The 14193-nt window shown below is 69.2% G+C and carries 12 protein-coding genes; 5 read left to right on the plus strand and 7 right to left on the minus strand.

Features of this window, described 5'->3' with window-relative positions; genetic code table 11:
• Window positions 1–35: 35 nt before the first annotated feature.
• The gene (locus tag AVR91_RS21690; RefSeq protein ID WP_063276912.1) at window positions 36–434 is read right to left on the minus strand and encodes a DUF4233 domain-containing protein; all 399 of its coding nucleotides are present in this window, start codon (window positions 432–434) and stop codon (window positions 36–38) included.
• Complete coding sequence (gene folC, locus AVR91_RS21695; protein ID WP_063276913.1) at window positions 431–2107, minus strand: bifunctional tetrahydrofolate synthase/dihydrofolate synthase; 1677 nt, start codon at window positions 2105–2107, stop codon at window positions 431–433. The genes AVR91_RS21690 and folC overlap by 4 nt, the downstream gene beginning before the upstream one ends.
• Window positions 2108–2177: 70 nt before the next feature.
• Between folC and AVR91_RS21700 the strand changes: the two genes are divergently transcribed.
• Both AVR91_RS21700 and AVR91_RS21705 read left to right on the plus strand, forming a co-directional pair.
• A complete protein-coding gene (locus AVR91_RS21700; protein WP_063276914.1) occupies window positions 2178–2807 on the plus strand; it encodes a class I SAM-dependent methyltransferase in 630 nt (209 codons plus the stop codon).
• Between the two features lie 107 nt (window positions 2808–2914).
• The gene (locus AVR91_RS21705; protein WP_063276915.1) at window positions 2915–3790 is read left to right on the plus strand and encodes an SGNH/GDSL hydrolase family protein; all 876 of its coding nucleotides are present in this window, start codon (window positions 2915–2917) and stop codon (window positions 3788–3790) included.
• A 60-nt stretch (window positions 3791–3850) separates the two neighbouring features.
• Here the strand turns inward: AVR91_RS21705 and AVR91_RS21710 are convergent, their stop codons facing one another.
• Entirely contained in the window at window positions 3851–6484 is a 2634-nt protein-coding gene (locus tag AVR91_RS21710; protein WP_063276916.1) for a valine--tRNA ligase, read from the minus strand.
• Window positions 6485–6804: 320 nt separating this feature from the next.
• Here AVR91_RS21710 and AVR91_RS21715 point away from each other — a divergent pair, with 320 nt between their 5' ends.
• The 3 genes from AVR91_RS21715 to AVR91_RS21725 all read left to right on the plus strand — a co-directional run bounded on the left by AVR91_RS21715 (window position 6805) and on the right by AVR91_RS21725 (window position 10456).
• Window positions 6805–7131 carry a hypothetical protein gene (locus AVR91_RS21715; protein ID WP_063276917.1) on the plus strand — a complete coding sequence of 109 codons (327 nt, stop codon included), beginning with the start codon at window positions 6805–6807 and terminating at the stop codon, window positions 7129–7131.
• A 43-nt stretch (window positions 7132–7174) separates the two neighbouring features.
• Window positions 7175–9487, plus strand: a complete 2313-nt coding sequence (locus AVR91_RS21720; protein ID WP_063276918.1) for an FdhF/YdeP family oxidoreductase — start codon at window positions 7175–7177, stop codon at window positions 9485–9487.
• A gap of 81 nt (window positions 9488–9568) precedes the next feature.
• Window positions 9569–10456, plus strand: coding sequence for a hypothetical protein (locus AVR91_RS21725; protein ID WP_063276919.1), 888 nt, complete (start codon window positions 9569–9571; stop codon window positions 10454–10456).
• A gap of 6 nt (window positions 10457–10462) precedes the next feature.
• Here AVR91_RS21725 and AVR91_RS21730 read toward each other — a convergent pair whose 3' ends face one another.
• Genes AVR91_RS21730 through AVR91_RS21740 form a run of 4 tightly spaced genes read right to left on the minus strand, consistent with a single transcriptional unit; the run spans window position 10463 to window position 14158 of the window.
• Window positions 10463–11866, minus strand: a complete 1404-nt coding sequence (locus tag AVR91_RS21730; RefSeq protein ID WP_063276920.1) for an LCP family protein — start codon at window positions 11864–11866, stop codon at window positions 10463–10465.
• A 48-nt stretch (window positions 11867–11914) separates the two neighbouring features.
• Complete coding sequence (locus AVR91_RS21735) at window positions 11915–12658, minus strand: SDR family NAD(P)-dependent oxidoreductase (protein WP_063276921.1); 744 nt, start codon at window positions 12656–12658, stop codon at window positions 11915–11917.
• A 13-nt stretch (window positions 12659–12671) separates the two neighbouring features.
• The gene (locus tag AVR91_RS44330; protein ID WP_255355414.1) at window positions 12672–12800 is read right to left on the minus strand and encodes an MFS transporter small subunit; all 129 of its coding nucleotides are present in this window, start codon (window positions 12798–12800) and stop codon (window positions 12672–12674) included.
• Window positions 12797–14158 (minus strand): L-lactate MFS transporter, encoded by a 1362-nt coding sequence (locus AVR91_RS21740; RefSeq protein WP_063276922.1) that lies wholly within the window; start codon window positions 14156–14158, stop codon window positions 12797–12799. The genes AVR91_RS44330 and AVR91_RS21740 overlap by 4 nt, the downstream gene beginning before the upstream one ends.
• Between the last annotated feature and the right edge of the window lie 35 nt (window positions 14159–14193).

The following is a 14193-nucleotide window of genomic DNA, read 5'->3' on the forward strand; positions in this document are numbered from 1 at the left end:
CGACGGGCCCCTCGGCATGCCAAGTGGCGACGCCGTTACTGCGCTTGCTGCTGCTGGCTCGGCAGCGTCCCCGCCGCCATCCGCCGCGCCACGTCCCGTCGCAGCCACAGCAGCCACAGCCAGATCCCGAGGAAGATCACCCCGAGGATCGCCACGGCGGGCAACGCGACGAAGAAGGCGATCAGCGCGACCTGCAGCACGAGCACCGCGGGCACCGCCCAGGGCTTCTTCAGGAAGCCGCACAGCACGATCAGCGCGACCGCGATCACGATCACCGACCAGCCGGTGAACGAGCCGACCCCGCCGCCGAGTTTCGCCACCACCGGCAGCGCGAGCGCGACGGTGATGCCCTCCATGATCAGCGAACCGGCCATCACCCCGCGGAAGGACTTCATCGGGTCCTTGGCGGGCGGCTTCGGGGTCTCGTCGGTCACGCCGGCTCCTTACCGAACAGGGTCCTGGCCTCGCCCGCGGTGACGACGGAGCCGGTGACCAGCACGCCGCCGCCCGCCAGCGGTTCCTCGGGGTCGTCGCTCTGCTCGACGAGGCCGATGGCGGTCTCGATCGCGGCATCCAGGCTGGGCTCGGCCACGACCCGGTCTTCGCCGAAGATCGAGATGGCGATGTCGTTGAGTTCGTCGAGCGGCATCGCGCGCGGGGACGAGTTCTTGGTGACGACGATCTCGGACACCACCGGTTCGAGGGCGTCCAGGATGCCGCGCGCGTCCTTCTCCGCCATCACGCCGACCACGGCGGCGAGGCGACGGAAGGCGAACTCCTCGGCGACGGTCGTCGCGAGTGCCTTCGCGCCGTGCGGGTTGTGGGCGGCGTCGAGCAGCACGGTCGGGGCGGCGCGGACGCGCTCCAGCCTGCCGGGGGTCTCGACCTCGGCGAAGGCCTCACGGACGGCCTCGATGACCAGTTGCTTGTCCTTGCCCGCGCCGAAGAACGCTTCGACGGCGGCCAGCGCCAGAGCGGCGTTGGCCGCCTGGTGCGCGCCGTGCAGCGGCAGGAAGATCTCGTCGTACACCCCGCCGAGGCCCTGCAGCTTCAGCATCTGCCCGCCGACGGCGACCTCGCGCTCCAGCACACCGAACTCGCTGCCCGCGCGGGCGACGCTCGCGTCGACCTCGATGGCGCGTTCCAGCAGGACTTTCTGCACCTCGGGGTCCTGCTCCGCGATGACCGCGACACTGCCGGGCTTGATGATCCCGGCCTTCTCCACCGCGGCCTTGACCGGGGAGCCGCCGAAGTACTCGACGTGGTCGACGCCGATCGGCGTGATGACGGCGACGTCGCCGTCCACGACGTTGGTGGCGTCCCAGGAGCCGCCGAGCCCGGTCTCGATGACCGCGGCTTCGACGGGCGCGTCGGCGAAGGCCGCGAACGCCATCCCGGTGAGCACCTCGAATTTGCTCATCGGCACCGCGTCGTGGCCGCCGACGTTGTCCACCATGGTCACATACGGCGCGACGTCGCGGTACAGGTCGACGTACGCGGCGGCGGAGATGGGGGCGCCGTCGAGCGCGATCCGCTCGGTGACCAGCTGCAGATGCGGGCTGGTGTACCGGCCGACGCGCAGGCCCATGCGGGTCAGCAGCGCGTCGATCATCCGGGTGGTCGAGCCCTTGCCGTTGGTCCCGGCGACGTGCAGCACCGGGTAACCGCGGTGCGGTTCACCCATGAGGTTGACCAGGGCCGCGATCCGGGCGAGGGACGGCTCGATCTTGGTCTCGGGCCAGCGCTGATTCAGCTCGGCCTCGACGGCGAGCAGTTCCCGTCGGGCCTGCTGCCCGTTGGGGTCGGACGGGGCGAACTCGTCGCCCTGGTCGTCCAGTTCGTGCAGTTCCACGTCCTCCGGGGCGACGAGGTCCGGCACGGGGCCGAGCGCGAGGTTGTCCCCCAGCTGCCCGATCCCGCCGATGCCGCCCCGCGCGCCGCCGCCCGCCTGGTACGCGGCGTCGGGTGCGTCCAGATCCGGGTCGGTGTCGTCGGACGGATCGTGGGCGCGGGCCCCCAATTCGTCGACACCGGCGAAACTGTCCAGATCTGCCAGGTCCGGGGATTCCCTGAAATCTTCGGAATCCCGGCCGTCACCTCGCGGCACGAACTCTCCTCTTACCCTTGCTGCCTGTCACGCCGAGTCTACGTGCGGCTTTTCCTGGCACTCTCGACGCATGGGGTTCAACCACAACGACCACTATCACCCGCTGCTGCTCGACCAGCTGCCTCCCGGGCCCGGCGTGGCGCTGGACGTGGGCTGCGGCAGCGGGCGGTTCGCGCGGCGGCTCGCGGCCACCGGGATGCACGTCGAGGCGATCGACCGGTCCGGGCCGATGATCGACCTCGCCCGCGCCGCCGGCTCGCCGGGCCCCGGCACGATCTCGTACCGGCAGGCCGACGTGGTCGCCGAGAAGCTGCCGGACGAGGCGTACGACTTCATCTCCTGCCTCGCGATGCTCCACCACGTGCCGTTCGACACGGTCACCAGGCTGCGTGACGCGCTGGTCCCCGGCGGGGTGCTCGCCGTGCTCGGCCTCGGCAGGCCCAGCACCGTCGCCGACTACGCGCGCGCTCTCGTGGCCTCACCGGTGAACGCGCTGGCCAGGGTGGTCGTCTACGCGGGCGAACGGCTGAACGGCGGCGCCGACCCGCTGCCGACGGCGCCGATCGTGGAGACCTTCCCGCCGATGAACCGCGTCCGGCGCGACGCGGCCCGCCTGCTGCCCGGCAGCAAGGTCCGGAACCTGCTCTTCTTCCGCTATCTGCTCGTCTACCGGCGACCCGAAGACGATCACCCGATGTGACACCCCAAGCGGGTGAAACCGGCGCCCGACCACCCGATCGGCGGCGCCGAGCCGGGCGGATCCGGTTCATTTTTGAGAGGCCATCCAGTCCGGAGATCGGGGTCCTCATGCGCTACAGACGCGTCCTGTTCGCGGCCGTCTCGACCGTCGTCCTGCTGATCGCCTCCGCCACGGCGGCCACCGCCACCACGCGGTCCTACCGGAATTACGTCGCGCTGGGTGATTCCTACACCTCCGGACCGCTGATCCCGCTCCCCCGCCTCGATCCGCTCTTCTGCGGCAAGTCGACGCAGAACTACCCGTCGATGCTCGCCTCCGCACTGCGGGTCCGCTCCTTCACCGACATCAGCTGCGGCGGCGCCGACACCACCAACATGACGCAGCGCCAAAGCGTGACCCTCGGCAGCAACCCGCCCCAGTTCAGCGCCCTGCGCGCGAACACCGATCTGGTGACGGTCGGTATCGGCGGCAACGACTACGGCGTCTTCGGCACGCTCGTCGGCACCTGCCCGTCGCTGCGGGCGAGCGATCCCACCGGGAACCCGTGCCAGGAGAGGTTCACCGTCGGCGGTGTCGACACCATCAAGGCCAAGATCGCCGACACCGGCAAGAACGTCGAGAAGGTGCTGGCCGGGATCCACGCCCGCTCGCCGCGCGCCGACGTGCTCGTCATCGGCTACCCGCGGATCGCGCCGGAACGCGGGTACTGCCCGAAGATCCTGCCCTTCGCCGAGGGCGACTACGCGTGGCTCAACGACGTCGAGAAGGCGCTGAACTCGGCGATCGAGAAGGCCGTCGCGGCCGACGGCAAGTCGACCTTCGTGGACACGTTCGGACCGTCGGCCGGGCACGACGCGTGCGCGAAGAACGGGGCCGCGTGGATCAACGGGCAGCACACGAAACTGCTCGCCGCGGCGGCTTACCACCCGTATCGCACCGGGATGGCGGGTGTGGCCGCGGTGGTCCTCCGTCACCTCCGCTGAATGTCATGAAAGGGTCGTTCAGGACAAAAAATGTCCTGAACGACCCTTTCATGACATTGGTCAGGAGGCGGGGAGGGCGGCCAGCCGGGCGTTGATGCGCTCGATGTCCGCGACCGCGGTCTCCTTGCGGGCCCGGATCTTGCCGATCACCGGCTCCGGCGCCTTGTCGATGAAGGCCTGGTTGCCGAGCTTGGCCTCGGCCTGCGCCAGTTCCTTCTCCGCCGCGCCGAGGTCCTTCTGCAGGCGCTTGCGCTCCGCGGCGACGTCGATCGTGCCGGACAGGTCCAGCTCGACGGTCACCACACCGGCCGACAGCCCGACCTCGAGCGACGCGCTCGGCGCGAAGCCCTCTTCGGGCTGGGTCAGCCGGACGAGCGAGCGGATCGGCTCGTCGTGCCCGGTCAGCTCGGCGAATCCGTCGCCGGACAGCCGCGCGGCCACCTTCTGGCTGGGCTTGAGGCCCTGGTCCGCACGGAACCGGCGCACCTCGGTGACCAGCTTCTGCACGTCCGCGATCCGCTTGTCCGCCACGGCGTCGGCGTACGAGGCGTCGGCCACCGGCCACGGGGCGATCACCAGCGACTCGCGGCCGGTCAGCGCCGTCCACAGCTTCTCGGTGATGAACGGGATGAACGGGTGCAGCAGCTTCAGCACGGTGTCGAACACGTGCCCCAGCACCGCGCGCGTCGCCGTCACGCGGGCCTCGTCACCCTGGAAGACCTGGACCTTCGACAGCTCCAGGTACCAGTCGCACAGCTCGGTCCAGGTGAACTGGTAGAGCGTGTCGGTGGCCTTCGCGAACTGGTAGTCCGCCAGGTAGCCGGTGACCTCGTCCACGACGTTGCCGAGCCTGCCGAGGATCCAGCGGTCGGCCTCGGTGAGTTCGGCGGCCGGCGGCAACGGGGCGTTCGCGTCCGCGCCGTTCATCATCGCGAACTTGGTGGCGTTCCAGAGCTTCGTGGTGAAGTTCCGGGAGCCCGCGACCCACTCCTCGCCGATCGGCACGTCGGTGCCCGGGTTGGCGCCCCGGGTGAGGGTGAAGCGCAGCGCGTCGGTGCCGTAGGAGTCCATCCACTCGATGGGGTCGACGCCGTTGCCCGCGGTCTTCGACATCTTCTTGCCGAACTGGTCGCGGACCATGCCGTGCAGCGCGATGGTCTTGAACGGCGCCTCGCCGGTGGCGTAGAGACCGAACATCATCATCCGCACGACCCAGAAGAACAGGATGTCGTAGCCGGTGACCAGCACCGACGTCGGATAGAACTTGTTCAGGTCCGGGGTCTTCTCCGGCCAGCCGAGGGTGGAGAACGGCCACAGCCCCGAGGAGAACCAGGTGTCGAGGACGTCCGGGTCCTGGGTCCAGCCCTCGCCCGAGGGCGGCTCCTCGTCCGGTCCGACGCAGACGACCTCGTCGTTCGGGCCGTACCAGACCGGGATGCGGTGGCCCCACCACAGCTGACGCGAGATGCACCAGTCGTGCAGGTTGTCGACCCAGTCGAAGTAGCGCTTCTCCATCTCAGCCGGGTGGACGTTGACCCGGCCGTCGCGCACCGCGTCGCCGGCGGCCTTCGCGAGCGGGCCGACCTTGACGAACCACTGCAGCGAAAGCCGCGGCTCGATCGGCTCCTTCGAGCGCTCCGAGTGCCCGACACTGTGCAGGTACGGGCGCTTCTCCGCGACGATGCGGCCCTGCTCGCGCAGCTTCTCCCGCACCGCGACGCGGGCCTCGAAGCGGTCCATGCCGTCGAACTCGGTGCCGGTGCCGTCGATCCGGCCCTGCTCGTCCATGATCGTGATCATCGGCAGGTCGTGCCGCTGGCCGATCTCGAAGTCGTTCGGGTCGTGCGCGGGGGTCACCTTGACCGCGCCGGTGCCGAACTCCGGGTCGACGTGCTTGTCCGCGACGATCGGGATCTTGCGCCCGGTCAGCGGCAGCTCGACCTCGGTGCCGATGAGGTGGGTGTAGCGCTCGTCGTCCGGGTGGACCGCGACGGCGGTGTCGCCGAGCATCGTCTCCATCCGGGTGGTGGCCACGACGATCGCGTTCTCGCCGTCGCCGTAGCGCATCGAGACGAGTTCGCCTTCGACCTCTTCGTGCTTCACCTCGGCGTCGGACAGCACCGACCGCAGCTCCGGCGACCAGTTGACCAGCCGCTCGGCGCGGTAGATGAGGCCGTCGTCGAAGAGCTTCTTGAAGATCGTGTTGACGGCCTTGGACAGACCGTCGTCCATGGTGAACCGCTCACGGGTCCAGTCCACACCCTCGCCGAGGCGTTTCATCTGGGCGAGGATCTTGCCGCCGTGCTCGTTCTTCCACTGCCAGACTCGCTCCACGAAGGCCTCGCGGCCGAGTTCGCGGCGGCTGGTGCCTTCGGCGCGGAGCTGCTTCTCGACCAGCGCGTGGACCGCGATGCTCGCGTGGTCCATGCCCGGCAGGTACAGCGTCTCGTCGCCGAGCATGCGGTGGTAGCGGGTGATGGCGTCGATCAGGGTGTGCTCGAACGCGTGCCCGATGTGCAGCGAACCGGTCACGTTCGGGGGCGGGATGACTACCGTGAACGGCGGCTTGTCCGACGTGGGGTCGGCCGTGAAGTAGCCGGCGTCTACCCAACGCTGGTAGAGCGAGGCTTCTTCGTCGGCCGGGTTCCAGGTACCCGGAAGGTCGGTCTGCTGCGGCTGGGCGTTCTCGGTCACAGTTGACAAGTCTACGAACCTCCTCCATCGAGTTCCTCACCGGCCGTAACGCCCGCCGTTCCCAGCCGATGAGGGGTTGTCGTCACGCACTGGGGAGGGGCGGGTTCTTGGAGGACGCGCGGTTGGAGACGCATCCGGATCTGATGGATCCGGAGCGACGCGATCAAGACCGGCATCCTCGCACCCCAGTACGCTGACAAGGACAGACCTCTCGTCGGCCCACCCGTCGCCGACGAGGTCGCCGCCTACGACCCGACGAAACCCTTGCCGTCGCTGGACACCTGCCGGTAGCAGGCCGAACCCTGGGGAAGAGGACCGAGATGGACGAAGAGGACCGGCGGATCGAGACCCATCCGGATCTGATGAATCCGGACTGGCAGAAACACGCCGAACGCGACGCCTGGCTGGGTGCGAAGAAGGAGCTCAAGAAGAAGCGTCGTAAGCAGCAGAAGGTCGCCGCGGCCTCCGGGGGCGGCTACTCCGCGCCAGGGACGAGCCGGTGGCCGGGCATCGCGGCGCTCGTCGGCCTGATCGTGCTGGTCCTGGCCGCGGTGACGGTGAACGTGGTGCAGGAACGCGGCGTCAACGAGACACCTTGGTTCCCGCTCGACGAGTCGCAGATCACCCGGATCGTCACCGACGCCTGACCCCTCGGTCGCGCGCGAAGGCGGCAAGGCGCACGATGGGGTCATGACCCGCGAAGCACCCGCGAACGACGTTGACGAGACACAGCTCGAGGTCGGGAAACCGAAGAGCTGGGCGGCCGGGATCCCCGGTGTCGCCGTCTCCCTGATGCGCGGCATGGAACAGATGGGCGCCGCGCGCACCGTGAAGACGCTGCGCCTGCTGAACCAGCGCGACGGTTTCGACTGTCCCGGTTGCGCCTGGCCGGAGCCTCGCGAGGTCGACGGCGAGCACCGCAAGCTCGCGGAGTTCTGCGAGAACGGGGCGAAGGCCGTCGCCGAGGAGGCGACGAAGCGCCGCGTCGGCCGCGAGTTCTTCGCCGCGCATTCCATCCACGAGCTGGCGGACAAGACGGACTACTGGCTCGGCCAGCAGGGCCGCATCACCGAGCCGTTCGTGCTGCGCGAAGGGGCTTCGCACTACGAGCCGATCTCCTGGGACGACGCGTTCACGCTGGTCGCGGACGAGCTCCGGGCGCTGAGCGACCCGAACGAGGCGATCTTCTACACCTCCGGCCGCACCAGCAACGAGGCCGCGTTCCTCTACCAGCTGCTCGTGCGCTCCTACGGCACCAACAACCTGCCGGACTGCTCCAACATGTGCCACGAGTCCTCCGGTGCGGCGCTCGCGGCCACGACCGGGATCGGCAAGGGCTCGGTGTCGCTCGCCGACATCCACAAGGCGGATCTGATCGTGGTGGTCGGCCAGAACCCGGGCACGAACCACCCGCGCATGCTGTCCGCGCTGGAGGAGGCCAAGGGCAACGGCGCGAAGATCGTGGCGGTCAACCCGCTGCCCGAAGCCGGCCTCATGCGGTTCAAGAACCCGCAGAACATCCGCGGTGTGGTCGGCAAGGGCACCCCGCTGGCCGACGAGTTCGCGCAGATCCGGCTCGGTGGCGACCTCGCCCTGTTCCAGGCGATCGGTCATCTGCTGCTGAAGTGGGAGGAGGAGACTCCCGGCACGATCGTCGACCACGCGTTCATCGAGTCGTCCTCCGAGGGTTTCGAGGACTACGCGAAGCATCTGCGGGAGATCGACTGGGCCGAGGTCGACGCCGCGACCGGGCTGCCGCGTGAGCAGATCGAACGGCTGGCGCGGATGATCGCGACGTCGAAGCGGACCATCTACTGCTGGGCGATGGGGCTGACCCAGCACAAGCACGCGGTGCAGACCATCTCCGAGGTCGCGAACCTGGCGCTGGTACGCGGCATGATCGGCGAGCCGGGTGCGGGCCTGTGCCCCGTGCGCGGGCACTCCAACGTCCAGGGCGACCGGACGATGGGCATCTGGGAGAAGATGCCGGAGTCGTTCATGGACGGCCTCGACGCCGAGTTCGGCATCAAGGTGCCGCGAGACCACGGTCACGACACCGTCGCCGCGATCCGCGCGATGCGGGACGGGCACGGCAAGGTGTTCTTCGCCGTCGGCGGCAATTTCGCTTCCGCCACACCGGATACGGAGCTGACCGAGAAGGCGCTCAAGTCGTGCTCGCTGACCGCGCACGTGTCGACGAAGCTCAACCGCTCGCACGTCGTGCCGGGCAGGACGGCGCTGATCCTGCCCACCCTCGGCCGCACGGAACGCGACGTCCAGGCTGGCGGCGAGCAGTTCGTCACCGTCGAGGACTCGATGTCGCAGGTGCACACCTCACGCGGCAGGCTGGCCCCGGCCAGTGAGCATCTGCTCTCCGAAGTCGCGATCATCTGCCATCTCGCGGAGGCCCTGCTCGGTGCCGGGCACGCCGTGCCGTGGCGGGACTTCCACGCCGACTACGACCTCATCCGCGACCGGATCGCGCGCGTCGTCCCCGGCTGCCACGACTACAACGCCCGCGTGCGCGAGCCCGACGGGTTCGTCCTCCCGCACGCGCCGCGCGATTCGCGGCAGTTCAACGGAACCGCGAACGGCAAGGCGAACTTCACCGTCTCCGAACTCGAATACCCCCAGGCGCCCGAAGGCAGGCTGCTGCTGCAGACGATGCGCAGCCACGACCAGTACAACACCACCATCTACGGCCTTTCCGACCGCTATCGCGGCATCGAGGACGCGCGGCGCGTGGTGCTGGTCAACCCCGACGACCTGACCGCGCTCGGGCTGGCCGACGGCGCGATGGTCGACCTGGTCTCGGAATGGCGGGACGGCGATCGCCGGGCACCGCGGTTCCGGGTGGTCTCGTATCCGACGGCGAAGGGCTGCGCGGCCGCGTACTTCCCCGAGGCGAACGCGTTGGTGCCGCTGGATTCGGTGGCGGACAAGTCGAACACCCCGGTGTCGAAGGCGGTCGTGGTGCGGCTGGAGCCGGTGGCCGCACCTTAAGCTGCCCGCTTGGCGGTGCCGCCCGGCGCCGGACGGGGTCCACCGTGAAGTGGCCAACCCACTTCGCGGAAAGGCCTTGCCATGTCACGAAGATCGACCTTGCGTTGCTTCGCCGCCCTGGCTTCGCTCCTGCTCGTCGCGGTGTTGCCCGGCGCGGCCACCGCCGCCGCGGGCGCACCACCGCCGCTGCCCTTCGTCTCCCAGCTCGACCTGTCCTGCTACCGGACCGAAGGCTACAAACCGCCGCCGACGGAGCTCACCCTCAAGCACCTCAACCCCGTACTCGGGAATCTGCCGGTGGAGACGGTCAAACTCGGTGAACGCCAACAGCTGTGCGTCCCGGTCGCGAAGAACGGCGTGATCCCGCCGTCGGGGATCATCGACTACGTCCGCTGGGTGGATCTGTCGTGCTACCGGATCGAAGGCCGCACGGTGGACTTCCCGCTGACGCTGAGCCATCTGAACCCGGTCGTGCAGAAGCTCGGCATCCAGGACTCGCACGTGACGATGTTGTCGCCGGAGCAGTTGTGCGTCCCGGTCGCGAAGAACGGCAAGCTGCCGCCGCCGGAGATCCTGTCGTTCGTGCGGCACATCGACCTGGAGTGCTACACCCTGCGCGTCCTGGGCATTCCGACCATCCCGTTCCCGCTCACGCTCGGCCATCTCAACCCGGTGCTGGCCGACCGGCCGAAGGTGGACGTGAAGGTCGGTAACGCGCGGCAGTTGTGCGTCCCGGTGGCGAAACGCGGCGACGAGATCCCACCTGAGGTGCTCAACACCGTCCAGTGGCTGGATCTGGCGAAGGCGGACATCAGCACCGCGCCGAGCGTCGTCGGACCAGTCACGCTGAAGCTGACCCATCTCAACCCGGTGCTGTCCCACTTCCCCAGCGAAGCGGCCGTCATCACCGAGCCGGTCCAGCTCGGTCTTCCGGTCGCCAAGAACGGGAAGATCCCGCCAAGGGAATGACGCGGCTCAGTCGATGCAGTCGGTGCCTTCGGCCGTGATCGGCTGCTGGCCGAGCGCACCGGTCGCGCCCCCGCCCGCGGAGACGCCCGGTCCTTTGTAGACCTGGCCGAGGACGACCTCGACCTGGCCCGCCGCGACCGAATCGGCTTTCTGGACGTCCAGTCCGCCGAGCAGTTTCGCGATCTCCGCGGCGGGTCCGGCCGCGTCGCTGTACCGGACGACCGACGTCCGGCGGCCGGCCTCGGCCTTCGTGTCGCCCTTGCCGTATCCCTTCTCCGCCAACAGTTCCGAGACGCGGGCGGCGAGGCCGTCCTTGCCGCTCGCGTTGACGACGTCGACCTTGGGCCCGGCGGGCGCCTGCGGCGTCGTGGGCTGGGCGCCGATCAGGGAGGCGGCGAACGCGCGCACCTGGGCGGGATCCACCTGCACGGCGGTCCAGGTCGGATGCCGGGGGTCGTAGCGGTAGTCGGGGTTGACCACCGGGATGGTCTCGAACGCGATACCGCCGCCGGACACCCCGCGCATCTGCCGCACGAAGTCGAGCAGGTTCCACGAACCGTCGAGCACGACCGAACGCTTCACCGCCTCGATCAGGTCGGACACGCGCGCCGGGTTGGCGAGGGTCCCGCCGGAGAGCACCTGTTTCGCCAGCCCCGCGAGGAACACCTGCTGACGGCGGACGCGGTCGAGGTCGCTGCGGGGCAGGTTCTTGCGCTGTCGGACGAAGGCGAGCGCGTCGGCGCCCGCGATGGTCTGCCGCCCGGCGGGGAAGTCCGCGCCCGAATCGCGGTCCTTGGTGGCGTTCTTCAGGCAGACCTCGACGCCGCCGACGGCCTTGCTGATCTCGTAGAAGCTCAGCAGGTTGACTTCGGCGAAGTGGTCGATCTTGACGCCGCTGAGCTCTTCGACGGCCTTCAGGGTCGCCTTGCGCGCCGCGGTGATCGCCTGCTTGTTGATCTCGGCCTTGTCGGTCTTGCCCGCCGCGCGCTGCTCGCTCGCCGAGGCGAACTTGGTCCGGCCGAAGATCTCATTGATCTTGCTCTTGTCCTTCGTGCCCGGCTGCGCGACCCAGGAGTCACGCGGGATCGAGAACGCCTTCACCGCCTGCTGTCCGTTGGGGATGCGGAGCACGATGAGGGTGTCGGTCAGGTCGTCGCCGTTCGCCCCGGCCCGCAGTTCGCGCAGGATCTCCGGCGGGAGCGGCCGGTCCTGGTTGTCGGTGCGCGCGTCCCGCCCGACCAGCAGGATGTCCAGCGAACCGTCGGCGGGCTGCTCCCCCGGATCCGGCGCCTCGATCACGTCCTCGCGGGTGATGCCGTCGAGCGACTCCAGCGTCGTGTATCCGTACGCGGTCCCGCCGAACACCGCCACCGCGAGCGCGGCGACCAGGACCTTCCCCAGCTTGTGCACGTTCCATAGACGCGCGGGAGGCCGTCAGCGCTGCATCCGTGACCCAGTTCACATCCGCAGATGCGACGCGCCGTTCAGATCGAGGATCGCCCCGGACGCCCACGCGGCCTCGCCGGAAGCCAGGTAGAGCACCGCGGCGGCGACCTCCTCGGGCGTGCCGACCCGGCCGAACGGGCTCTCGCCCCGCGCGCCTTCCACCTTCGCCGCGACCCGGTCGGTCGCGGTGAAACCGGGCGCGACCGAGGTCACGGCGATCCCATGCGGGGCGAGGGCGACGGCGAGCGACTGCCCCAGCGAGTGCAGCGCCGCCTTGCTCGCGCCGTACGCCGGGAACTCGGGCTCGCCCTTGAAGGCTCCCCGCGAGCCGATGTTGACAACGCGGCCGGGCGCGCCGCGCTCGATCATGTGCCGCGCCACGCAGTAGGTCACGTTCGCGGTGCCGAGCACGTTGACGTCGAGCATCCGCCGCCAGACCCGCTGCCAGTCCGCATAGGACACTTCGGCGACCGGATGGGCCGAAGCCGCGGACGGCGCGAAGGCGGCGTTGTTCACGAGGACGTCGACACCGCCCACCAGTGCCTCGGCCTCGTCGGCGACCCGTTGTGCCACTTCGGGTTCCGCGAGGTCGCCTTGGATCAGGCCGTGCCCGGAACCGGGCAGTTCGCCGAGGGTTCGCTCGGCTTCCTCCCGCTTCGAGGCGTAGTGGACGGCGACACGGTCGCCCTTTTCCGCGAAGGCGCGGGCGATCGCACGGCCGATGCCGCGCGACGCCCCGGTGACCAGAACTCCCACGAGCCGACCTTACTCAGCCGCCGAAAAGCTGGACCACCTTGCGGAACAGTTCGTAGACGCCGTAGGCGAAGGGGAGCGCGACCCACAGCCACGCGAAGACCATGAGCCCGGTGCGGCGGCGTTCGGGAGCCTGTTCGGTCATCGGGCCTCACTCCTCGCGGGCTCGCCGGACGGCGCCGGCTCGTGGTACTTGGGGTTGACCGGGCGCACCAGTTCGTTGGCGACGAAGCCGACGACCAGCAGGCCGATCATGATGAACAGCGACGTCGAGTACAGCTCCGGGCCGACCTTGCCCGCCGCCTTCTGACTGTCGGCGATGGCGTTGACGATCAGCGGCCCGAGCACGCCCGCCATCGACCACGCGGTCAGCAGCCTGCCGTGGATCGCGCCCACCTGGTAGGTGCCGAAGAGGTCCTTCAGATACGCCGGCACGGTCGCGAAGCCGCCGCCGTAGAAGGACAGGATCAACATCGCGCACAGGACGAACACGAGCTTCGAGGCATTGGTGGTCAGCGCGATCACCAGGTACAGCAGGGCGCCGACGCCGAGGTAGAGCCGGTAGATGTTCTTGCGTCCCACCAGGTCCGAAGTGGACGACCAGACGAACCGGCCGAGCATGTTGGTCAGCGAGAGCAATGCGACGAACCCGGCCGCGGCGGCGGTGCCGACCGGGGTCGAGGTCTCGCGGAAGAAGTCCGCGATCATCGGCGCGGCCTTCTCCAGGATGCCGATACCGGCGGTCACGTTGAAGCACAGGACCACCCAGAGGAGCCAGAACTGCGGCGTCCTGATGGCGTTGCGCGCCGACACGTTCGCGGTGGTGATCATCGCGTTGCCGTGGTCGGTCTTCGGTTCCCAGCCCTTCGGCTTCCAGCCCTCGGCGGGGACCCGCACCAGCAGGATGCCGAGGGTCATGAAGACGGCGTAGACCAGGCCGTGCACGAGGAAGGCCGTCGCGACCGTCCCGATGGACCACGGCGCCGCGCCCAGCATCTGCGAAGACCACGGGGAGGCGATCAGCGCGCCGCCGCCGAAGCCCATGATCGCGATGCCGGTGGCCATGCCGGGCCGGTCCGGGAACCATTTGATCAGCGTCGACACCGGCGAGATGTAGCCGATCCCGAGCCCGATGCCGCCGATCCCGCCCCAGCCGAGGACGACGAGCCAGTACTGCGACGTCGCCACACCGAGCGCGGAGAGCAGGAAGCCCGAGCTGAAACAGACCATCGAGACGAACATCGCCCAGCGCGGCCCGTTACGTTCGACCAGCGTCCCGCCGAAGGCCGCCGAAAGCCCGAGCATCACGATGCCGAGCTGGAACGGCAGCGCGCTCTCCGTCCCGGTGAGGCCGAGGGTCTTCTCCAGCGGCGGTTTGAAGACGCTCCACGCGTACGCCTGCCCGATCGACAGGTGGACGGCCAGCGCGGCGGGCGGCACCAGCCAGCGGCTCCAGCCCGGTGATGCGACGATGCGGGAACGGTCCAGGAAGCCGACAGCCATCCGGCGCCTCCGTACTCTGAGGATGTGCACTGGGA

The sequence above is a fragment of the Amycolatopsis keratiniphila subsp. keratiniphila genome, assembly GCF_001620365.2.
GTDB lineage: Bacteria > Actinomycetota > Actinomycetes > Mycobacteriales > Pseudonocardiaceae > Amycolatopsis > Amycolatopsis keratiniphila.

Bases quoted from the DNA above. Each gene is read 5' to 3' on its own strand.
- AVR91_RS21740 (WP_063276922.1), bottom strand. From the start codon at position 14,158: ATGGCTGTCGGCTTCCTGGACCGTTCCCGCATCGTCGCATCACCGGGC.
- AVR91_RS21705 (WP_063276915.1), top strand. From the start codon at position 2,915: ATGCGCTACAGACGCGTCCTGTTCGCGGCCGTCTCGACCGTCGTCCTG.
- AVR91_RS21700 (WP_063276914.1), top strand. From the start codon at position 2,178: ATGGGGTTCAACCACAACGACCACTATCACCCGCTGCTGCTCGACCAG.
- AVR91_RS21715 (WP_063276917.1), top strand. From the start codon at position 6,805: ATGGACGAAGAGGACCGGCGGATCGAGACCCATCCGGATCTGATGAAT.
- AVR91_RS44330 (WP_255355414.1), bottom strand. From the start codon at position 12,800: ATGACCGAACAGGCTCCCGAACGCCGCCGCACCGGGCTCATGGTCTTC.
- AVR91_RS21720 (WP_063276918.1), top strand. From the start codon at position 7,175: ATGACCCGCGAAGCACCCGCGAACGACGTTGACGAGACACAGCTCGAG.
- AVR91_RS21725 (WP_063276919.1), top strand. From the start codon at position 9,569: ATGTCACGAAGATCGACCTTGCGTTGCTTCGCCGCCCTGGCTTCGCTC.